The 19845-nt window shown below is 67.5% G+C and carries 19 protein-coding genes; 11 read left to right on the top strand and 8 right to left on the bottom strand.

Features of this window, described 5'->3' with window-relative positions:
- Window positions 1-179: 179 nt before the first annotated feature.
- The 3 genes from BMW54_RS14655 to BMW54_RS14645 all read left to right on the top strand — a co-directional run bounded on the left by BMW54_RS14655 (window position 180) and on the right by BMW54_RS14645 (window position 5893).
- Window positions 180-2480, top strand: coding sequence for an NADP-dependent malic enzyme (locus BMW54_RS14655; protein ID WP_090057383.1), 2301 nt, complete (start codon window positions 180-182; stop codon window positions 2478-2480).
- Window positions 2481-2743: 263 nt separating this feature from the next.
- The gene (aceE, locus tag BMW54_RS14650; protein ID WP_090057380.1) at window positions 2744-5437 is read left to right on the top strand and encodes a pyruvate dehydrogenase (acetyl-transferring), homodimeric type; all 2694 of its coding nucleotides are present in this window, start codon (window positions 2744-2746) and stop codon (window positions 5435-5437) included.
- 123 nt (window positions 5438-5560) lie between these two features.
- On the top strand, window positions 5561-5893 hold the full coding sequence (locus BMW54_RS14645; protein ID WP_090057378.1) for a DUF4377 domain-containing protein: 333 nt from the start codon (window positions 5561-5563) through the stop codon (window positions 5891-5893).
- Between the two features lie 66 nt (window positions 5894-5959).
- On the opposite strand, the gene BMW54_RS14640 is transcribed toward BMW54_RS14645, so the two are convergent.
- The 4 genes from BMW54_RS14640 to BMW54_RS14625 all read right to left on the bottom strand — a co-directional run bounded on the left by BMW54_RS14640 (window position 5960) and on the right by BMW54_RS14625 (window position 9725).
- Entirely contained in the window at window positions 5960-6283 is a 324-nt protein-coding gene (locus tag BMW54_RS14640) for a hypothetical protein (RefSeq protein ID WP_090057376.1), read from the bottom strand.
- Window positions 6284-6381: 98 nt separating this feature from the next.
- Entirely contained in the window at window positions 6382-7053 is a 672-nt protein-coding gene (locus BMW54_RS14635) for a glutathione S-transferase (protein WP_090057374.1), read from the bottom strand.
- A 45-nt stretch (window positions 7054-7098) separates the two neighbouring features.
- Window positions 7099-8403 carry a thioredoxin family protein gene (locus tag BMW54_RS14630; protein ID WP_090057372.1) on the bottom strand — a complete coding sequence of 435 codons (1305 nt, stop codon included), beginning with the start codon at window positions 8401-8403 and terminating at the stop codon, window positions 7099-7101.
- A 62-nt stretch (window positions 8404-8465) separates the two neighbouring features.
- Window positions 8466-9725: an MFS transporter gene (locus tag BMW54_RS14625; RefSeq protein ID WP_090057370.1), complete on the bottom strand. Its 1260-nt coding sequence runs from the start codon at window positions 9723-9725 to the stop codon at window positions 8466-8468.
- A 111-nt stretch (window positions 9726-9836) separates the two neighbouring features.
- On the opposite strand from BMW54_RS14625, the gene BMW54_RS14620 reads away from it, so the two are divergent.
- Entirely contained in the window at window positions 9837-10544 is a 708-nt protein-coding gene (locus BMW54_RS14620; protein WP_090057367.1) for a hypothetical protein, read from the top strand.
- A 36-nt stretch (window positions 10545-10580) separates the two neighbouring features.
- Here BMW54_RS14620 and BMW54_RS14615 read toward each other — a convergent pair whose 3' ends face one another.
- Together BMW54_RS14615 and BMW54_RS14610 are read right to left on the bottom strand one after the other, a co-directional pair.
- Complete coding sequence (locus BMW54_RS14615; protein ID WP_090057365.1) at window positions 10581-11402, bottom strand: ferritin-like domain-containing protein; 822 nt, start codon at window positions 11400-11402, stop codon at window positions 10581-10583.
- A 72-nt stretch (window positions 11403-11474) separates the two neighbouring features.
- On the bottom strand, window positions 11475-11888 hold the full coding sequence (locus BMW54_RS14610) for a universal stress protein (protein WP_090057363.1): 414 nt from the start codon (window positions 11886-11888) through the stop codon (window positions 11475-11477).
- A 218-nt stretch (window positions 11889-12106) separates the two neighbouring features.
- Between BMW54_RS14610 and BMW54_RS14605 the strand changes: the two genes are divergently transcribed.
- The 5 genes from BMW54_RS14605 (at window position 12107) to BMW54_RS14585 (ending at window position 15247) form a co-directional block, all read left to right on the top strand.
- Window positions 12107-12559: a hypothetical protein gene (locus BMW54_RS14605; protein ID WP_090057361.1), complete on the top strand. Its 453-nt coding sequence runs from the start codon at window positions 12107-12109 to the stop codon at window positions 12557-12559.
- A 297-nt stretch (window positions 12560-12856) separates the two neighbouring features.
- Window positions 12857-13384 (top strand): peroxiredoxin, encoded by a 528-nt coding sequence (locus BMW54_RS14600; RefSeq protein ID WP_090057358.1) that lies wholly within the window; start codon window positions 12857-12859, stop codon window positions 13382-13384.
- Window positions 13385-13386: 2 nt separating this feature from the next.
- Window positions 13387-13929 carry a hypothetical protein gene (locus BMW54_RS14595; RefSeq protein WP_090057356.1) on the top strand — a complete coding sequence of 181 codons (543 nt, stop codon included), beginning with the start codon at window positions 13387-13389 and terminating at the stop codon, window positions 13927-13929.
- Window positions 13930-13990: 61 nt separating this feature from the next.
- The gene (locus BMW54_RS14590) at window positions 13991-14746 is read left to right on the top strand and encodes a DUF2884 family protein (protein ID WP_090057354.1); all 756 of its coding nucleotides are present in this window, start codon (window positions 13991-13993) and stop codon (window positions 14744-14746) included.
- A gap of 66 nt (window positions 14747-14812) precedes the next feature.
- Window positions 14813-15247, top strand: a complete 435-nt coding sequence (locus BMW54_RS14585; RefSeq protein ID WP_090057352.1) for a PA2169 family four-helix-bundle protein — start codon at window positions 14813-14815, stop codon at window positions 15245-15247.
- Here the strand turns inward: BMW54_RS14585 and BMW54_RS14580 are convergent.
- Together BMW54_RS14580 and BMW54_RS14575 are read right to left on the bottom strand one after the other, a co-directional pair.
- Entirely contained in the window at window positions 15244-15459 is a 216-nt protein-coding gene (locus BMW54_RS14580; protein WP_090057350.1) for a hypothetical protein, read from the bottom strand. The genes BMW54_RS14585 and BMW54_RS14580 overlap by 4 nt on opposite strands.
- Before the next feature lie 111 nt (window positions 15460-15570).
- Entirely contained in the window at window positions 15571-18150 is a 2580-nt protein-coding gene (locus tag BMW54_RS14575) for an ATP-binding protein (RefSeq protein WP_090057348.1), read from the bottom strand.
- Between the two features lie 107 nt (window positions 18151-18257).
- Here BMW54_RS14575 and BMW54_RS14570 point away from each other — a divergent pair, with 107 nt between their 5' ends.
- Window positions 18258-18896 carry a response regulator gene (locus BMW54_RS14570; RefSeq protein WP_254779386.1) on the top strand — a complete coding sequence of 213 codons (639 nt, stop codon included), beginning with the start codon at window positions 18258-18260 and terminating at the stop codon, window positions 18894-18896.
- A gap of 118 nt (window positions 18897-19014) precedes the next feature.
- Window positions 19015-19836 (top strand): DUF2884 family protein, encoded by an 822-nt coding sequence (locus BMW54_RS14565; RefSeq protein ID WP_090057345.1) that lies wholly within the window; start codon window positions 19015-19017, stop codon window positions 19834-19836.
- The last annotated feature ends 9 nt before the right edge of the window (window positions 19837-19845 follow it).

Below are 19845 nucleotides of genomic sequence, written 5' to 3'. Positions count from 1 at the left end.
CGGTCGCGCAATGCCGGCACGCGTCCTTTCGAAAGGTCGTTTTCGATATCACTGCTTGTCGCAATGCATCACAACGTCGAGGGCGGAGCCCGCGTGGGGCGGTGCTACCATGGCCGCTTGCGCGGAGCCCGACGGCCCGCCAGCGCTCTTCCTTCCGTTATCACGTCCCACAGGATCCCATGGCCATCTCCGAGGAACTGAGGCAAGCCGCTCTCGAATACCACCGCCTTCCCCGTCCGGGAAAGATCAAGGTCACGCCGACCACGTCGCTGCTCACCCAGCGCGACCTGTCGCTCGCGTACTCGCCCGGCGTGGCCGCGGCGTGCGACGCGATCGTGGCCGATCCGCGCGAAGCGGCCGACCTGACCGCGCGGTCCAACCTCGTCGCCGTGATTTCCAACGGCACCGCGGTGCTCGGGCTGGGCAACATCGGCGCGCTGGCGAGCAAGCCGGTGATGGAAGGCAAGGGCGTCCTGTTCCAGAAGTTCGCCGGCATCGACGTTTTCGACATCGAGATCAACGAGACCGATCCCGACAAGCTGGTCGACATCATCGCCAGCCTCGAGCCCACGTTCGGCGGGATCAATCTCGAGGACATCAAGGCACCCGAGTGCTTCATCGTCGAGCGCAAGCTGCGCGAGCGCATGAAGATCCCCGTGTTCCACGACGATCAGCACGGTACCGCGATCATCGTCGGCGCCGCCGTCATCAACGCGCTGCTCGTCACCGGCAAGAAGATCGAGGACGTGAAGCTGGCGACCACCGGCATGGGCGCGGCGGGCATCTCCTGCGTCGACATGCTGGTGACGCTCGGCATGAAGAAGGAGAACATCCTCGCGTTCGATCGCGACGGCGTGCTCCACAGCGGCCGCACCGATCTGGACCCCGACAAGCAGCGTTACGCGCGCGACACCGACAAGCGGACGCTCGCCGAGATCGTCGAGGGCGCGGACATCTTCCTCGGCCTTTCCGCCGGCGGCATCCTCAAGCCGGAGATGGTCGCCACGATGGCGGAGCGCCCGATCATCTTCGCGCTCGCGAACCCCAATCCGGAGATCCTGCCGGAAGACGCGAAGGCGGTGCGCCCGGACTGCATCATGGCGACGGGCCGTTCGGATTACCCGAACCAGGTCAACAACGCGCTGTGCTTCCCGTACCTCTTCCGCGGCGCGCTCGACGTCGGCGCGTCCGTCATCAACGAAGCGATGAAGGTGGCCTGCGTGCAGGCCATCGCCGAGCTGGCGCGTCGCGAGTCGTCGGACGTCAGCGCCCGCGCGTATGGCGGCAAGCCGCCGAGCTTCGGTCCGGACTACCTGATCCCGCAGCCGTTCGATCCGCGCCTCCTGATCCAGCTGCCGCCGGCCATCGCGCGCGCCGCGATGGACTCGGGCGTGGCCGAGCGTCCGATCGAGGACTTCCCGGCGTACATCGAGAAGCTGACGAGCTTCGTCTTCCGCACCGGGCTGCTGATGAAGCCGGTGTTCGATCGCGCGAAGGCCGATCCGAAGCGCGTCGTCTACGCCGAGGGCGAGGAAGAGACCGTGCTGCGCGCCGTGCAGACCGTCGTCGACGAAGGCCTGGCGCGCCCGATCCTCGTCGGTCGTCCCGACGTCATCGAGAAGCGCATCGCGCGGGCGGGCCTGCGCATGAAGCCCGGCGTCGACTTCGAGATGTGCAACATCCACTCGGATCCGCGCTTCGAGGACTACTGGCGCCTCTACCACTCGATCATGGAGCGTCGCGGCGTCACGCCCGCGTCGGCCAAGGCCGTGGTCCGCTCGCGTCCCACGGTGATCGCGGCGCTGATGGTCGAGCGCGGCGAGGCCGACGCGATGATCTGCGGCCTCGTGGGCACGTACCAGAGCAAGCTCGATTACATCTGCGACATCATCGGCCTGGACGAGGGGCTCGCCGAGGCCTCGGCCATGGCGGCCGTCGCCACCGAGAAGGGCACGTTCTTCTTCCTCGACACGTACGTGCAGGAGGACCCGACGGCCGCGCAGATCGCCGAGGCGACGCTCCAGGCCTCCATCCGCCTGAAGCTGTTCGGCATCCAGCCCAAGATCGCGCTGCTCTCGAACTCCAACTTCGGCAGCCGCGAGACGCGCAATTCGCGCAAGATGCGCGAGGCGCTCAAGCTGATCCGCGAGCGCGTGCCCAAGCTGGAAGTCGAAGGCGAGATGCAGGCCGACGTGGCGCTCACCCCCGAGCTCCGCGAGCGGATCTTCCCGAACTCGCGGCTGGAGGGTAAGGCCAACGTGTTCGTCTTCCCGAACCTCGATGCCGCCAACACGGCCTACAACATGGTCCGCGTCCTCTGCGACGGCGTCGTGATCGGCCCGATCCTCATGGGCGTGGCCAAGCCGGCGCACATCCTGACGCCGCAGGCCACGGTCCGTCGCGTGGTCAACATGACCTCGGTGGCATGCGTCGAAGCCCAGATCCGCGCAGGTAAGCCGCGGACCGTCGTAACCGATTGATTTGGTGACATCCCGGGGGCCTTTCGCCGATACGATCGGCTCCCACCCCCTCGGTAGGAAGGCTGCTACCGGAGGGGTGGGAGCCGATCGCATCGGCGATCCGGCGCAGCCGGCCAGCGCTCCCCGGTCGCCATTTGCATCGATCCAAACCCCCATACGGCCGCGTATCCGGAAACGTTGCGCTATCATGGAAAGGTTTTCCCGCCACCCCAGCGGCCTCCTTCAGTCCCCATGAGCGCGCGTCACGCGCGAGCGGAGCATCCATGGACCAGATCGACGATTCCCTGAATCAGGACCTCGACCCCACCGAAACCCGTGAATGGGTCGAGTCGCTCAACGCCGTCATCAACCACGACGGCACCGAGCGCGCGCACTTCCTGCTGGAGCGCATGGTCGACTCCACGCGTCGCGCCGGCGGCTACCTGCCGTTCGATCCGACCACCGAGTACGTCAACACCATCCCGCCGCACATGGAAGCGCGCAGCCCGGGCGACGCCGCGATCGAATGGCGCATCCGCTCCCTGATCCGCTGGAACGCGCTGGCGACGGTCGTGCGCGCCAATCGCAAGCCGGGCGACCTCGGCGGCCATATCTCCAGCTTCGCCTCGTCGGCGACGCTGTACGACGTCGGCTTCAACCACTTCTGGCGCGCGCCGAGCGCCGACCATCCGGGCGACCTCGTGTTCCACCAGGGCCACTCGGCCCCGGGCGTGTACGCGCGCTCGTTCCTGGAAGGCCGCCTGAGCGAAGACCAGCTGGACCTCTTCCGCATGGAAGTGGCCGGCAAGGGTCGTGGCCTGTCGTCGTATCCGCACCCGTACCTGATGCCGGACTACTGGCAGGCGCCGACCGTCTCGATGGGCCTCGGTCCCATCCAGGCGATCTACCAGGCGCAGTTCTGGAAGTACCTCGAGCACCGTGGCCTGATGCCGAAGACCGATCGCAAGATTTGGTGCTTCATGGGCGACGGCGAGTCGGACGAGCCGGAATCGCTGGGCGCGATCGCGCTCGCGGGCCGCGAGGGCCTCGACAACCTGATCTTCGTCATCAACTGCAACCTCCAGCGCCTCGACGGCCCGGTTCGCGGCAACGGCAAGATCATCCAGGAGCTGGAAGGCGTCTTCCGCGGCGCGGGCTGGAACGCGATCAAGGTCGTCTGGGGCAGCTACTGGGATCCTCTCCTGGCGCGCGATACCTCGGGCAAGCTGCGCCAGCTGATGATGGAAACGGTCGACGGCGAGTACCAGGCGTGCAAGGCCTTCGGCGGCGCGTACACGCGTGAGAAGTTCTTCGGCAAGTACCCGGAGACCGCCGCGCTCGTCGCCAACATGTCCGACGACGACATCTGGCGCCTCAACCGCGGTGGCCACGATCCGCACAAGGTGTACGCGGCGTACCACGCGGCCGTGAACACCACGGGCATGCCGACCGTGATCCTCGCCAAGACGGTGAAGGGTTACGGCATGGGCGCGGCCGGCGAGTCGCAGAACCCGGCGCACAACACCAAGAAGATGGACGACGAGGCGATCCGCGCGTTCCGCGACCGCTTCAACATCCCCGTGCCGGACGACAAGCTCGCGGACGTGCCGTTCTACCATCCGGGCAAGGACTCGGAGGAAGTGCAGTACATGCTCGAGCGCCGTCGCGCGCTCGGCGGTTCGCTGCCGCAGCGTCGCCGCAAGGCCGACCAGTCGTTCAAGGCGCCGTCGCTCGACGCCTTCGAGCAGATCACGAAGGGCTCCGGCGATCGCGAGATCTCGACCACGATGGCGCTCGTTCGCGGCATGAACCTCATGCTCCGCGACAAGGAGCTCGGTCCGCGCATCGTGCCGATCGTCGCCGACGAAGCGCGCACGTTCGGCATGGAGGGTATGTTCCGCCAGATCGGCATCTACGCGCCGTTCGGCCAGAAGTACCGTCCGCAGGATGCCGACCAGCTGCTGTACTACCGCGAGGACCAGAAGGGCCAGGTGCTGCAGGAAGGCATCAGCGAAGCCGGCGGCATGAGCGCCTGGCTCGCGGCGGCGACGAGCTACAGCGTCAGCAACACGCCGATGCTGCCGTTCTTCATCTACTACTCGATGTTCGGCTTCCAGCGCATCGGCGATCTGTGCTGGGCGGCGGGCGACATGCGCGCGCGCGGCTTCCTCATCGGTGGCACCTCGGGCCGCACCACGCTCAACGGCGAGGGCCTGCAGCACGAGGACGGCCATTCGCACCTGCTCTCCGGCGCGATTCCGAACGTCGTCTCGTACGACCCCACGTTCTCGTACGAGCTGGCGGTGATCCTGCAGGACGGCACGCGCCGCATGATGCAGGAGCAGGAAGACGTCTACTACTACATCACCGTCATGAACGAGAACTATGCCCACCCCGACCTGCCGAAGGGCAGCGAGGAAGGCATCGTCAAGGGCATGTACCTGTTCAAGGACGGCGGCAAGGCGAAGAAGAACGAGCCGCGCGTGCAGCTGATGGGCTCGGGCACCATCCTGCGCGAAGTCATCGCCGCGGCGGAGTTGCTCGAGAAGGACTTCGGCGTCACGTCCGACATCTGGTCGGTGCCGAGCTTCTCGGAAGTGCGTCGCGAAGGCTTCGACGCCGAGCGCTGGAACCGTCTGCATCCGGAAAGCCCGCAGCGCGTGCCGTACGTCACCGGCCTGCTGGCCGATCGCCAGGGTCCGGCGATCGCCGCCACCGATTACGTCCGCGAGTTCGCCGACCAGATCCGTGCGTTCATGCCGGACGGCATGCGCTACACGGTGCTCGGCACGGACGGCTACGGTCGTAGCGATACCCGCGCCAACCTGCGTTCCCACTTCGAGGTCGACCGCTACTGGATCGCCCAGGCCGCGCTCGCCGCCCTCGCGAAGGAAGGCAAGGTCAACGCCAAGGACGTCAGCCGCGCCATCAAGGAATACAAGCTCGACATGGACAAGCCGAACCCGATGACGGTCTGACCGCCATCGAATGCTGACGCGACGAAGGCCGGAGCGATCCGGCCTTCGTCGTTTTCGCATCACGCCTCGTCCATACTGCGGCTGCTATTACCTGTGCCACAACGATTCAAGGGTCGCTCCGTCATGCGCATCGCACTTCCGGCCATCGCCGCTCTCGCCATCACCGCCTGTGCCACCGCTCCCGTCGAGCATGGCTCGCGCTCGCGGCTGCTCTACATCGCGTCGACCAAGGCGCCGTGCACGAACGGTGTGATGAAGACGGAATGCCTGCAGTACCGCGAGGAGCCGACGCAGCCCTGGCAGCTCAACTACGCGCCGGTCGAAGGGTTCGAATGGAAGCAGGGCAACGAGTACCTGCTGAAGATCACCGAGGTGCACGCCAGCGACGCGCCCGCGGACGCGTCCCGCGTGACATGGCACGTCGACAAGGTGGTCGAGCAGCACCCCGTCCCCTGACGCGCGTTTCGCGAGGCAAAAAAAAGCCGGGATCGCTCCCGGCTTCGCCCTGCCCTGCAGCAGGCTTCAATCGTCGTCGCGCAGCGCGTGGCGGATCAGCAGGAACGTCCCGATCGCCGCGGCGGCGATGCCGATCGTGACGCCCGGATTACGGCGCACCTGCTTGCGTAGCTTGCGGTACTGGTACGTCGCTTCGTCGGCGAAGTCCTCGGCGAGGTAACGGACACGCTTGCCGTTGCTGCGGCTGGCAAGCTTGTTCGTGACGCGCCGGCTGCGGTCCAGCAGGTCGCTGCCGACACCCGTGGCCTCGTCGGCGTAATGACGGACGCGGCCGGAAACGCCGTTGACGGCGCTCTCCACCTGACGTGCGAATTCGCGATTTCTGCTCATCGGAAGGCTCCCTGTGAAGCTCGTTACTGACGGGTCCCGACTTTGCGTTCGCTGCCGTGAGCACGATGTAAACGTGGAAAGCCGGATTGAACAGGCATTCAGCGTGCGAGTGCGTACTCGCCGCCGCGCTCCAGCGCCGCGCGATAGGCGGGACGCGCATGGATCCGCGCGAGGAACGCCTTCAGGCGCGGTCGCGAGGCGTCGAGCCCGGCACGGCTTGCGGCGGCCTCCAGCGGAAAGCTCATCTGGATGTCCGCCGCGGTCAGGGTGTCTCCCGCGAAGTAGTCCGCGTCGGCGAGCTGCGATTCCAGATAATCCAGGTGCAGCTTCAGCTGCGGGTCGACGAAGGTTTTCTGCGCCCCGCGCGCGAGCATGCGCGCGATCGGCTTCGCGAAGAACGGCACCGGCGCGGTCTCCATGCGGCTGAAGACGAGCTTCAGCAGGAGCTGGGGCATCGCCGAGCCTTCCGCGTAATGAAGAAAATAGCGGTAGCGAAGCGCTTCCGGCGTCCCGGCCGCGGGCCTGAGGCGCCCTTCGCCGTAGCGGTCGACCAGGTATTCCACGATCGCGCCCGACTCGGCCACCGTCACGTCCCCGTCCACGACGACCGGCGACTTGCCGAGCGGATGGACGTCGCGCAGCGCCTTCGGCGCCAGCATCGTCTTCGGGTCGCGCTCGTAGCGGACGATCTCGTAGGGGAGGCCGAGTTCTTCCAGCAGCCAGAGCACGCGCTGCGATCGCGAGTTGTTGAGGTGGTGGACGACGATCATGGGGCCGGCTCTCTCATGAGGGAGCCGGCAGCGTAACAGGTGCGGTCAGCCGGCCGACGTCAACGATTCCTGCAGTTTCTTCACCTGATCCGGAAACGCCTTGCCTTCGGCGGCCGTGGTGGCGGCGACCACCTTCTTCGCCTCCGCGTCGCGATTCGTGGCACGCAGCGCCTTTACCTGGTAGGTCGCGACGACGATGCGGTTCGCACCGTAGGCTTTCTTCGCGGCGGCATCGAGGTAGGGAAGGGCTTCGGCCGCCTTGCCGCTTTCGACCAGGCGCCTGCCGTAGCGATAGTTGTAGACGTAGTCGTCGGGCCAGGCGGCGATCAGCTGCTTCTCCAGCGTGTCGAGTTCATCGCCGGCCTTCGCGCGGACGAGGTAGACCCGGAGGTTGTCGGCGAGGTTGCGGTCGCTCCGCAGATCGCCGTGCAGCTTCTCGCGGCTGAGATCGATGGCCTTGCGCAGGACCGCCTGCTCCCCGGCGGTATCGCCGAGGGCCGCGTCGAGATCCGCGGCGGTGAGTACCGCGCTCCGCTGGTCGGCGCACGCGGGTGCGGCGGTGAAGACCTGGGTGGACAGGAACGATTCGTACGGTGCCTTCTGCGGCGCGAGCAGTGTCTTGCGATCGGCTTCGGGCTGCGACTTGCTGGCGCCGACGAGGTCGTCGAGCACGTAGGGACGCTCGCAGCCGATGTCGCCGGCCAGCACCTTCGTGGCGGCATCGACGATGCCCTTGTCGTCCTTCGCGTCCTTCGCCTGCAGCAGCAGGAGGCGCTGCTTCGCCAACGCCACGCGCTTGTCCTTGTCGGACACGTTCCGCACCATCGGCGGCAGGGTGGCGAACCAGGCCATGCCCTCCTTGCCGGCATAGTGCAGCTGGTAGGTATCGAGCACGTCGGCGACCGCCGCCATCGAGCCCTTCGCCGCATCCGCCTTCAGCTTCGACAGGCGCGCGTCGCCGGACAGGATGCCGGCCACCTCCTTGTAGAACGTGTCGCGCGGACGCTCCGCGAGGATGCGGCCGAGCTCTTCGCCGTCGGGGCCGATGGCGACATAGGTGGGCAGGAAGTGGACGTTCCACTTCGTCATCCAGGCCTTGTCGGCCGGCTTGTCGGCATCCGCCTCGTAGAACACGACCTTGCTGTTGAGGTCGTCCCACTCCTTGCCGTTGAGCACGTGGCTCGCCATGAAGTAGCACGAGTAACACCACACCGCCTGGAAATCGACGAGGACCGGCTTGTTCTCGCGCTTGCCCTGGGCGAGCGCGGCGTCGAGGCTGGCGGGCGGGGTGTGCGCCGCGAACGCGGGCGCGGCGGCGAGAACGAGAATGGCGACGAGCAGGCGCTTCATGGTGATACCGTCCCCTTTTGGAGGTATAGACGGCCAACCAATAGCACGTTTTTTCGTCCGTGTCAGATGGTGCCGGTGGCGCCTTCGACCGGCTCCGGGTCGGATACCAGGCCCTGCCGGCGGCGCAGCGAGGGAAACCACCACATCCAGAGGCCCACCACGACCAGGGTGCCGATGCCGCCGATCAGGGTCGCGTTGACCGCGCCCAGGGCGGCGGCCAGCAGGCCGGATTCGAACTCACCCAGCTGGTTGGAGGTGTTCACGAAGATCGCGTTGACCGCGCTGACGCGGCCGCGCATGTCGTCCGGGGTTTCCAGCTGGACGAGCGCCCCGCGGATGACCATGCTGACCATGTCGAACGCGCCGAGGGCGAACAGGGCCGTCACCGAGAGCCACAGGGTGGTGGACAGCGCGAAGACCAGCGTGGCCACGCCGAATCCGGCCACCGAGGCGAACATGATCGGGCCGACCCGGCGTTCCAGCGAATGGCGTGTCAGCCAGAGCGACATGAGGAGGGCGCCCACGGCGGGCGCCGCCCGGAGCACGCCGAGCCCCCAGGGGCCCGTGTGGAGGATGTCCTTCGCGAAGATCGGCAGCAGCGCCGTGGCGCCGCCCAGCAGCACCGCGAACAGGTCGAGCGAGATGACGCCGAAGACCGCGGGCCGATGGCGGATGAAGTGCACGCCCGCGAACAGGGTTTTGAGGGTCGCCGGTTCGCGGCGCGGTGGGAGGTGGTCGTACGCCAGCCGTGTCATCAGCGCCAGCGCGACCAGGTAGAGCAGGGCGGATACGCCGTAGACCGTCGCGGCGCCGGCGACGTAGAGCAGGCCGCCGAGGGCCGGGCCGGCGATCATCGCGGCCTGGCCGGCCGCGGCGTTCGCGGCCATCGCACGCGGCAGCACCGCGGCCGGCACGAGCGCGGGCAGCATCGATTGCAGCGCCGGAAACTCGAAGGCCTTGGCGGTGCTCACGACGAAGACCAGCCCCAGGATGCCGGCTTCGTTCAGATGCCCCGACAGGCTGAAGCCGGCGAGCAGGGCGATGGCGATCCATTCGACGGCCTGGCAGACCGTGACGATGCGGCGGCGTTCGAACTGATCGGCGACGTGGCCGGCGGGGAGGGCGAGGAGCACCGAGGGAATGAACTGCGCAAGGCCGATGAGGCCGAGGTCGAGGGCGCGGTGGGTGATCTCGTAGACCTGCCAACCGACCGCGACCGACATCATCTGGAAGCCGAAGCTGGAGGCGTTCTTCGCGAACCAGAACTGCACGAAGGCGCGATGGCGAAGCAGCGACACCGCTCCGGGGGAAGATGGCGGCATGGGCGTTCCTTTGAGGCGATCCCCGATTTTACTCCCGGCCGCCGCGCGAAATTGATCGGCGCGGCCCTATCGGCGAAGCTAGGCCCTTTCCTGCCGGGGGTTCGCAAGATCATGCGCCGTATCGCCATCCTTCTCGCCAGCGCCGCGCTCGCCACCGCCTGTTCGTCGCCGCAGGACCAGCAGGCCGCGCAGGCGCCCGCCGCGAACAACCAGGCCGAGGAAGCGGCGAAGAAGCTCGAGACCTACCAGCAGCTCGTCAAACTGCACAACGACGGCCCGGCGGTGCAGCTCGGCCACGAGATCGTCCACAAGTATCCGGACACGCCGGCGGCGGCCGAGGTGAAGAAGACGCTCGACGAGCTCGAAGCCAACTACAAGGCCACGAGCGAGAAGAATCGCCTGGCGGCGCTGTGGCTCTATCAGACCTCGCCCATGCAGGGCGGCACGCAGAGCACGGCGACGATCCAGTCGAGCCGGCCCACCGGCGACCAGACGGTGCGGCTGATCCTGCGCCGCCACACCGCCTGGGGGCAGAGCGTGTTCCTTTATGCCACGAGCGGGAAGGGCTTCGTCTGCAAGGGCGACTGCTCGCTGAAGGCGACGTTCGACGGCAAGGCGAAGACGATCAAGGCGTTCCGGCCGCCGACCGGCGAACCGGCGCTGCTGTTCCGCAACGACGCCCAGTTCCTGAAGGATCTGGCGAAGACGAAACGCCTGACCATCGACGTGGTCACCATCAGCCGCGGCGAAACCACGCTGACGTTCGAGACCGGCGGGTTCGATCCGGACAAGTGGACGGCGCTGCCGAAGAAGAAATGACCCGCGCCGTCGCACCGGCGCGGGCCGGTACGACGATCAGTGCAGGAACAGCTTCTCGGTGATCCGCGTCAGCGGCCACTCGAGCATCGTGTTGAGCTTCGGCGGAAGGTCCAGCGGGCGCAGCAGCATCTTCACGGTCATCTCCGCGGGGATGTGCCGCTTGAGCAGGCCTTCCGCGCGCGCCGTGATCCGGCGGAACTCCGCGTCGTCGTGCGCCTTTTCCGGATAGCGCACGTTGAACACGTGGCGCAGCGCGATGTCGCTGTCCTCGTTCTTGATCTCGCGCAGGCGCTTGAGCAGCGTGCGGAAGGTGCTCAGGCGGCCGATGCGGTCGCGCGTGCGGTAGACGCGGAAGTGCTGGTAGAAGTGCTTGTAATGACGCACCTCGTCGCTCTTGATGAGGTTGGTCAGCTCGCGCAGCACGGGTTCGTCGGTGACATCGTTGAGCGCGCGGTAGAGGCTCGCGGTGCCCGTCTCCACGACGCAGCGCGCCGCGAGCTCGAGGCCGCGGTTGGGCTCCAGCTCCTCGGCGGTGCACACCGAGCCGTAATGCGCGAAGAAGTTGCGGAAGCCGGTGTCCCAGTCGAATTCGGGCCAGACGTGCTTCACGTAGGCCGCGAGGGCGCGGCCGTGCTGGAGTTCCTCGTGCTCCCAATGATCACGGAGCCAGCCCTGCAGTTCGTCGTCGCCGGCGAAATGGTCGACGAGGTTGTGCGTGTAGAGATCGGACCCGCTCTCGACGAACGACGAGCTGCAGAGCAGCAGGAAAAGGTCTTCGTTGGCCCTGACCTTCTCGATCTCGATGCGCGAGAGGTCCAGTTTTTCGAGCGTCCATGGCAAGGTGGCGGCATAGCTCACTGCGGGTGTTCCTCGATCACTTGGTCGTGCGCCCCCTTCGGGCAATGACCGGATTGTGACAAAGGCGGGCCGTCAGCGCACCACGGTGACCGGCACATGGGCTTTCGCGAGCACGTCCGTCGAGGTCGAACCCACCAGCCAGCGGGCCAGGGCGCCCCGTTCGCTGTGGCCGATCACGATGTGATCCACGCCGTGCCGGGCGACATAGGAGAGCAGGGCGTCCCCCGGGCTCCCCTGGAGCAGTTCGACGTCGACCGGCACCCCGCCGCCCTGCGCGAGGCCGGCGACCTCGTCCCGCAGCGCGCGCAGCCGATCGTCGCTGTTGTCGGTCATGAGCAGGGCGGAGACGTCCGCGCCGTTCTCCAGCTGTTCGACCCGGATCACGTGGACCTTCGCCCCGGCGCAGGCCGCCAGTTCGAGGGCGAAACCATAGGCCCGGCGGGCGGTCGCGGAACCGTCGTAGCCGACGAGGATGTTCTTGGGCATGGGGATGGCCTCCTGGGGGTTGGGTCGATCTTAGGCCGAGCCCGAAGTCCCGGCGAGGGCGCTTCACGAACCGTCCGACAAACCCTCTCATTCGCTGAACGGCCCTCGCGACGCTCCGTGTTTCTTCACATTCGTGAGCGGAGAATCCGCCCCGTAAGTGGTTGCGAGCCACCATGCCGCGCCATTCGTCGTCACCTCAAAAGCAGGGAGAACCACACATGATCAAGCGCATCACGGGTATCGCCGCCGTCGTCCTGGCCGCCGCGGGCGTCTTCGCCGCCCAGCCGTCGGCTGCCGCCGAGGCCGCGACCAAGTGCCACATGACGTTCAGCACCACGGGCTGGGCCGCCATCTACAAGAAGGCCGACGGCCGAGGCCACGTCCGCTGCGATAACGGCCAGAGCGCGGACGTGATCATCCACGTGCGTGGCGGCGGCCTCACCGCCGGCAAGTTCAGCATCGAAGGCGGCAAGGGCGAGTTCACCAACGTCAAGGGCATCAGCGAGATCTACGGCGAATACGCGAGCGGCGGCGCCAACGCCGGTATCGTGAAGTCGGCCGAGAGCGCCGCGATGACCAAGGGCGAAGTGTCCCTGGCCGTCACCGGCACGGGCCGGGGCTTCAACCTCGGCGTCGACCTGAGCAAGTTCGAGATCGAGCGTCTGAAGTAAGGCGCCAAAGGCGCCTTACGTGTAGGAGCGGACGTGGCCGCGATCGCTTTAGCGAAGCATTCAAGGACCGACATCGCGCCACTGAACGATTGCTTTCAGGCCGCGCCAACCCGTCAAAGGCGCCTTACGTGTAGGAGCGGACCTGGCCGCGATAGCTTTTAAGCGTTTAGACGATCGCGGCCAGGTCCGCTCCAACCGACCACCCAAAGCGCCCCCCGGGGCGCTTTTTCGTGCGCGCCATCCCATCGCCGCCACGGCGAGTACACTCACGCGATTCCACTCGTCCAGAGGTTCCCCATGCGTCGCCTCCTCAGCCTCATCGCGTTGTCCCTCGTCACCGTCTCGGCCTGGGCCGCCGGCCCCGCCGTGGGCGACAAGGCCCCCGATTTCCGCCTCCAGGACCAGAAAGGCGACTGGCACACGCTCGAGACCCACCAGGGCAAGTGGCTGGTCCTCTACTTCTACCCGAAGGATTTCACGGCCGGCTGCACGACGGAGGTCTGCACCTACCGCGACGACACCGCCAAGCTGCACAAGGCCGGCGCGGTGGTCCTCGGCGTCAGCCTCGACGACGTCAAGTCGCACGCCGAGTTCGCCGAGAAGTACCACGTGCCGTTCCCGCTGCTCTCCGACGCCGACAGCGCGGTCGCTGTGAAGTACGACGTGCTGACCACGACCCCGACCGGCAAGAAGTACGCCCGTCGCGAGACGTTCCTGATCGACCCCAGCGGCAAGATCGTCAAGGTCTACAAGGACGTCGATCCGGAAAAGAACTCCGGCCAGGTGCTCGCCGACATCGCGGCCCTCAAGAAGGCGGGTGCCTGATCGTGCCCGTCGCCATCAGGGGGCCGAAGCGTACGCGGCCCTTCGCGCTCTGGCGCATCGTCGTATGGATCATGATGCTGCTCGCCGCGGTCGGCTTCGTGATCCATGCGTTCGCGGCCGTGGTCAGCGCCGGTGCCATCGGGGCGGTGAGCGCCGAGGCGCTGGCGGCCGGCGTGCCCGACCCGCGCGTGCGGCTGATGTGGTCGCTGGCTTACGCGCTCGCCGCGTTTGTCACGATCGCCGTCACGCTGTCGGCGCTGCGCTGGCGCGCCTGGAGCCGTTCCGTCCTGCGCGTGATCGCGCTCGTGCTCGCCGTCTGGTTCGCCTGGACGGCCTGGATCGAGTTCGGCCAGTGGAAGCAGGTCGGCGCGGTGCTGGCCCAGGCGGGGCTTTCGGCGGATGACCTGGCCGAGTGGACGCGCCGCCGGACGATCCTGCTTGCCGGCGTCGTGCTGAAACTCGTCTCGATACCGGTGCTCGCCTGGCTCGGATGGGTGCTTGGCAGCCTCCGCGTGCGTCAGCAGTTCGCGGCACCTTCCCTCTGAGCGCGGTTCAGCCCCTATTCGCGCGCCGGCCGCTATCGAGGGGTTTTCCGGAAGGGCATCCATGAACGCACGCCGCCTGCTGACCTTCGCCATCGCGATCGGCGCCACGTGCGCCGCTTCCGCCCAGGATCTCGCCACGACGTGCCGTGTGGCGAGCACCTACGACCTGACCGTGAAGCCCGAGGCCCTGCTCTTCGACCGCGCCGACGGCGCGCCCCGCAGCGTGTCGATGCACGACGGCGCCCTGCGCACCGACGGCCGTGCGGTGCCGTTACGTCCGGACGAGCAGGATCGCGTGGGCATGTTCGAAAGCCGCGTCCGCGCCCTGGTTCCCAAGGCGAAGGCGATCGCGAACGACGGGGTCGATCTCGCCGCCCGCGCCGTGCGCGACGAGGCGGCGACGGCCGCTCCGAACGCGGTGGCCAGCGGCGAGCTCGACCGCGTGCTCGACACGCGCGTGGCTGACATCAAGCGCCGCATCGCCGCGAGTCAGAGCACCCGCGACTGGCAGGAGGACGCGATGCGCGCCTACGCGCAGGAGATCGTCGCGGACGTCGGCCCCGTGCTGACCCAGGACGTGGGCAGCGAGGCGATGCAGCTGGCCATGAGCGGCGACCTGCAAGGCGCGGCCGCCTTGCGCGATCGCGTGGCCTCGGTATCGACGGGCGGCCAGGCTCGCGTGGTCGCCAGGCTGCAGGCGGCGCTGAAGCCTCGTATCCAGGCGCTGTGCCCGTCGATCCAGGAACTGGTGGACCTGCAGTCGGGCCTGAAAGATGCGTCGGGTCGGCCGTTGCAGTTACTCGAACTCGGTGAATGACCGCCCGCTGACCGGAATCCCTGACGTTTAGGACCGGCTAAGTGCCGTGGGTCTAAGGTCTGGCCCATGGAACGCACTTCGACCCGAGTGGTAAATGGCCTGATCAGGCGAGTGATTGCGGACCGCGACCTCTACCGGCAAGCCGCGCGCGGCGTCCGCGAACCCGGCCTCAAGGCCATCCTCGAAGAATCAGCCGATGCATTGACCGCGATTGCTGGCGACCTGCAGTCGCAGGTGACGGCCACCGGCGCTCGACCGGCCACCGCGGGTGGCCCCATGAGCGGCGTGCGCCGGACGATGATGGAGGCGTCGGTGAAACTTTCGCACGATCCCGACGTGACCTACATCCGCACCCTCGAGCAGATGGAGCGGCGCCTGCTCGATGCTTTCCTGAAACTCGAAGCGACGTCGGGCGATCGCGCCCTGGTCGGACGCCATATCGCGCGCTTGCGCCTGCTGCATCTGGACATGACCAATCTGGGCGGCGCCGCCGGACGTTAGGCGGCGCGGAGCAGCCCCAGCATGCGATGCAGGCAGCTGTCCGCCGACACCATGACCGGCTGCCGCGTCGCCAGAGTCTCGCGATCCGCGAAGAAGTTCGCGAATGCGATGGCATCGGCGGGGTCCTTCCGCACGGCGATCTGCATGCCCTCGCGAAAGATGCCCCAGCCGTCGCTCGTATCGGCGATGTGGTAATCGATGATCTCTGTCACGTCGGCCTTCCTCTGCAGTCGGCTTAGGATTTCGCTGACAGGATGGCGGAAAGCGCCGGCACGGCATATCAGACTAGTCTGAAAATGAGGCTCCGATTTTTCAGACGTTTCTCAATTCTCGACGACAGAAGACGCTGCGATCCGCTCCAGCCGGACGATGAAGCGCTCGAGCGCCGCGCGTATCGCGGGCAGTGCCTCGAGGCCGGCCACAGGGTCGCCGCGCAGTAACGTCAGCAGCGCTTCCGCCTGCATGCACTCGGGCGAGTCGCCGAACATGCGCATGCCGCCGAGCACCCGGTGTACCCACGCCGCGGCATCGGTGGCATCGACGACCCGGTCGAGGGCCTCCAGGTCGTTGCGCGTGGAGGCGATGAACCGTTCGACCATGGCCGGGAGCAATGCGAGATCGCCATACGTGCCGACCCACGCGTCGTCATCCCATGGCATCGGCAGGGAGGCGTCCGCCGCACGACGGAGCAGGGCGTCCAGCTCCGCGAGGCGGACCGGCTTGGTGACGAAGTCGTCCATGCCCAGCGCGAGGCAGCGCTCCCGTTCTCCCGGCATGGCGTTGGCGGTCATGGCCGCGATGCGAAGCGATGCGCCGCGCTCGCGCAAGGTCCGCGTCAACGTATAGCCGTCCATCACCGGCATGTGCAGGTCGGTGAGCAGGATGTCGACCTCGCGCGTCGCGAGCAGGTCGAGCGCTTCCCCGCCGTCGTGGACGACGTGACAGCGATGGCCGAGGCGTTCGAGCTGCACGGCGACGAGTTCGCGATTGATCGGGTTGTCCTCGGCCACGAGCACATCGAGCGGCCGTTGGGCATGCCGGGGTGCGTGTGTGCGGTTCTCGTTGGCGGAGCTTCCCGCCGCGATGTCGAGAGCGATATCGAGTGTCACGCAGGTTCCGACGCCCTCGTCGCTCGTCATTTCGATGCGTCCGCCGAGCAATTCCACCAGGCGTCGGCATATCGCGAGTCCGAGGCCGCTGCCACCGAAGCGGCGCGTGGTCGACGCTTCGGCCTGGCTGAAGGGTGCAAAGAGCCGTGCGACATGCTCCGCCGCGACGCCGATGCCGGTATCCCGCACGAGGATGCGCAGGTGCTGGCGCCCGCTCTCCGTGTCGACGACGTCGACACGCACGCCGATGCCGCCGGATGCGGTGAACTTGACGGCGTTGCTCACGAGGTTGAGCAGCACCTGGCGCAGCCGGGTCGCGTCGCCCATGAGCAACGGGGCGAGCGCGGCGTCGATCGCCACATCGAGCGTGAGACCCTTCTCACGCGCACGCGCCCTGAACAGGTCGGCGGCGGCGGTGACCACGTCGCGCAGGTCGAGCGGCGCGCGTTCGATGCTCAGCTTGCCGGCCTCGATCCGGGAGAAGTCCAGCACGTCGTCGAGGATGCGCAGCAGGCTCTCCGCGGACTCCGACGCGGTATCGAGCAGGCGGCGCTGCCCGTGTTCCAGCGGCGTGTCCCCGAGCAGCTCCAGCATGCCGATCATGCCGTGCATCGGCGTGCGGATCTCATGGCTCATCACGGCGAGGAACTGGCTCTTCGCTTCCGCCGCCACCTCGGCGGCCCGTTTCGCTACCGCGAGGTGTTCGGCGTGTTCGAGCCGGCGTCGCGTTTCTCTGCGCAGCCGGACATGGGCGTGAGCGAGACATCCGAGCACCGCGAGCAGCGCGAGGCCGAACGGGCCCGCTTTTCGCGCGACGTCGCGCCACGACCCGCCCCACGTATAGACCGAGCGGAGCCAGGTGTTGCGTAGGGAGTGGGCACGGCGCTCCGGGACCGCGGCGAGCGCGCGGTCGAGCAAGGGGACGAGGCGGGCGAGGCGTCGGTCGACGGCGATGGAGAGTTCGGCACGCTCGTCGGTCGCCGCCGCGAGCTTCAGCCGTGCCGCGTGATCGCGCCGCATGACGTACTCGGCGGTGGCGATATCCCCCATGTATGCGTCCGCGCGACCCGCCTCGACCGCGTCGAGACCCTCCGCCACGGAGTGCACGTCGGTGGCGACGACGTCCGGAAGCGCACCGACCGCCCGGGCGATCGCCCCCTGCGACAGGTTCGCCACGACGCGCCGACCGGCGAGATCCGTCGAACCCGCGATCGGAGCCGCGTCGGCCCGCGTCACGACGACGATGGGGAACTCCGTATACGGCGCGGTAAACACGAAGCGGCGACCGAGCGCGTCGTTGTAGCGCGAGGCCGAAGCGAGCAAGTCGATATCGCCCGCGGTGGCGCGGGCGACCGTGTCAGGCCAGTCGCTCGTACGCACGACGACATGGCGCAGGCCGAGCGACGTCAGCGCCTCGGCGAGGTAATCGAGCGCGAGTCCGGTGGGAATGCCGTCCTTGCCGTTGAACGAGATCGGCGCTGCCGTCGGATCCATGCCGACGCGCAACGGCGGAAGGCTGGCGAGCCATGCGCGATCGTCGTCGCTCAGCGGAGCGCCCTGGTCTGGCGCGTCGCAGCCCGGCGACTCCTGTCGTCCCCGAGCGTCTCGCTCCATGGCGTTCGTGGACGCGAGCGTGTCGGCCTCGCGTCGCTCTCGAGGTCCGATGTTCTCACACGCGATCACCGGATCGGCATGAATCGCCCGCGCCTCATTGCCGGTAGAAAGGGGCGCCGCGTAGGCGTTCACGCAGGTCGCGGCGAGCCACAAAATGGGCAGTTTTCTCAATAGCGTCATGGCGTTCCTTCGACCACGCACAGGGGTTTCCTGTAATCTCCACGATGGTACGACGAGTAACACATCTCACGGAGGGCGGGTGCACCTTTCCGCCTGCGAGGAAACGCATGGTTCTGCGCACGATCATCGCCGACGATCACCCTGTGGTCCTGATGGGTACCCGCGCGGCGCTCGAAGGCACGGGCGATATCGACGTGGTCGGCGAGGCAGCCAATGGAGATCAGCTGGTCGATCTGCTGGCGACGCATCCGTGCGATGTCGTGGTCACCGATTTCTCGATGCCCGGCGGCCGCCACGGCGACGGCCTCGCGCTGATCGATCTGGTGCGTCGTCGCTATCCGCGCCTGCCCATCGTCGTCCTGACGATGGTGAACAACGCGGCCGTGCTCCACACGATGCGGTCGCGCGGCGCGCTCGGCCTGTGCGATAAGCGCGCACCGCTGAAGGAGGTCGCCGTCGCCGTGCGCCAGGCGGCGGCGGGTCGCGCGTTCCTCAGCGACACGATACGACGCCAGTTCGACGCCGCGGGCGTGCACGATACCTCCGAGGTGGCGCGGTTGTCGGCCCGGGAGATCGAGGTCGTGCGGCTCTACGTCAGCGGCATGTCGATATCGCAGATCGCCGAGCGGCTCAGCCGCAGCGTCAAGACCGTCAGCCGGCAGAAGCGCGACGCGATGCGCAAGCTCGGCATCGATCACGACAGTCGCCTGTCCGAATACGCGCGCGAGCGAGGCCTGGCCTCCTGACCCTGCCGGAAGTCACCGGTGACGAACGACCCGCGCGCGGACGGGCCGCCGGGGTTTAAACCATCCCCGTGTCGGGCGCATCCGACGTTGCGCCTATTCGTCCCCGGGGAGAAGGACCATGCGTCATCCGCTGATCGCCATCGCCATCGCCACCACCGCGGCATTCGCGTCCGCGTCCGCCAGCGCGGCGGGCGGCGCCAGTTTCAGCACGGACACCTGCCGGTACGATTACTCGACGCCCTTCGACGTGGACGTCGCCGCTGCCGGCCTGTCGTTCCACCGGACGGAGGGCAGCCCCGCGAAGGTGTTCCTCCACGACGGCACCCTTCGGGTCGACGGCAAGCTGGTGGCGGTGTCCGATGCCGACGCCGTGGCGTTGCGCCGTTACGAGGACGGCGTGCGGAAGCTCGTGCCCGAGGTGGCCGCGATCGCCCGCGAAGGCGTGTCGATGAGCTACGAGGCGATGACGAGCGTCACGCTCACCTTCGCGGAAGGCGACCAGCGTGCGGAGATCCTCGAGAAGCTCAAGCGCAAGCAGGCGGATTCGTTGCGGTCCATCGACGAGGGCATCGGCGCCGGGCACTGGTCGTCGAACCGCATGGCCGAGACGGTCGCGGGATCGGTGTCCGACGGCGTCGGCGAGCTCGTCGGTTCGGTGACGTCCAGCGCGGTGACGGCCGCGCTTTCCGGCGACACGTCGAAGGTCGCCGCACTCCAGGCCCGCGCGGATTCGCTGGACAAATCGCTCAATCGCGAGATGAACAAGCGATCCAGGGCGCTCGAATCACGCACCGCGACGATCTGTCCGCGCCTCGACGCGCTGGCCGAGTTGCAGCGAGCCTGGAAAGTACGCCTTCCCGACGGAAAGCCGCTGGAACTGATGACGATCAAGCCGAAGCACAGTAGCGACAACGACCACGACAAGGTCGCATCGTTCTGACGCCCGTCC

Source organism: Luteibacter sp. 329MFSha, assembly GCF_900111665.1.
In the GTDB taxonomy this organism is placed as follows: Bacteria; Pseudomonadota; Gammaproteobacteria; order Xanthomonadales; family Rhodanobacteraceae; genus Luteibacter.
This window is presented reverse-complemented; position numbering and strand designations above follow the sequence as displayed.

What these genes read in the sequence shown, in the direction of transcription:
- BMW54_RS14585 (WP_090057352.1), top strand. Translation starts at nt 14,813, where the DNA reads ATGGAACGCACTTCGACCCGAGTGGTAAATGGCCTGATCAGGCGAGTG.
- BMW54_RS14570 (WP_254779386.1), top strand. Translation starts at nt 18,258, where the DNA reads ATGGTTCTGCGCACGATCATCGCCGACGATCACCCTGTGGTCCTGATG.
- BMW54_RS14590 (WP_090057354.1), top strand. Translation starts at nt 13,991, where the DNA reads ATGAACGCACGCCGCCTGCTGACCTTCGCCATCGCGATCGGCGCCACG.
- BMW54_RS14575 (WP_090057348.1), bottom strand. Translation starts at nt 18,150, where the DNA reads ATGACGCTATTGAGAAAACTGCCCATTTTGTGGCTCGCCGCGACCTGC.
- BMW54_RS14635 (WP_090057374.1), bottom strand. Translation starts at nt 7,053, where the DNA reads ATGATCGTCGTCCACCACCTCAACAACTCGCGATCGCAGCGCGTGCTC.
- BMW54_RS14655 (WP_090057383.1), top strand. Translation starts at nt 180, where the DNA reads ATGGCCATCTCCGAGGAACTGAGGCAAGCCGCTCTCGAATACCACCGC.
- BMW54_RS14600 (WP_090057358.1), top strand. Translation starts at nt 12,857, where the DNA reads ATGCGTCGCCTCCTCAGCCTCATCGCGTTGTCCCTCGTCACCGTCTCG.
- BMW54_RS14625 (WP_090057370.1), bottom strand. Translation starts at nt 9,725, where the DNA reads ATGCCGCCATCTTCCCCCGGAGCGGTGTCGCTGCTTCGCCATCGCGCC.
- aceE (WP_090057380.1), top strand. Translation starts at nt 2,744, where the DNA reads ATGGACCAGATCGACGATTCCCTGAATCAGGACCTCGACCCCACCGAA.
- BMW54_RS14565 (WP_090057345.1), top strand. Translation starts at nt 19,015, where the DNA reads ATGCGTCATCCGCTGATCGCCATCGCCATCGCCACCACCGCGGCATTC.
- BMW54_RS14640 (WP_090057376.1), bottom strand. Translation starts at nt 6,283, where the DNA reads ATGAGCAGAAATCGCGAATTCGCACGTCAGGTGGAGAGCGCCGTCAAC.
- BMW54_RS14645 (WP_090057378.1), top strand. Translation starts at nt 5,561, where the DNA reads ATGCGCATCGCACTTCCGGCCATCGCCGCTCTCGCCATCACCGCCTGT.
- BMW54_RS14610 (WP_090057363.1), bottom strand. Translation starts at nt 11,888, where the DNA reads ATGCCCAAGAACATCCTCGTCGGCTACGACGGTTCCGCGACCGCCCGC.
- BMW54_RS14630 (WP_090057372.1), bottom strand. Translation starts at nt 8,403, where the DNA reads ATGAAGCGCCTGCTCGTCGCCATTCTCGTTCTCGCCGCCGCGCCCGCG.
- BMW54_RS14620 (WP_090057367.1), top strand. Translation starts at nt 9,837, where the DNA reads ATGCGCCGTATCGCCATCCTTCTCGCCAGCGCCGCGCTCGCCACCGCC.
- BMW54_RS14605 (WP_090057361.1), top strand. Translation starts at nt 12,107, where the DNA reads ATGATCAAGCGCATCACGGGTATCGCCGCCGTCGTCCTGGCCGCCGCG.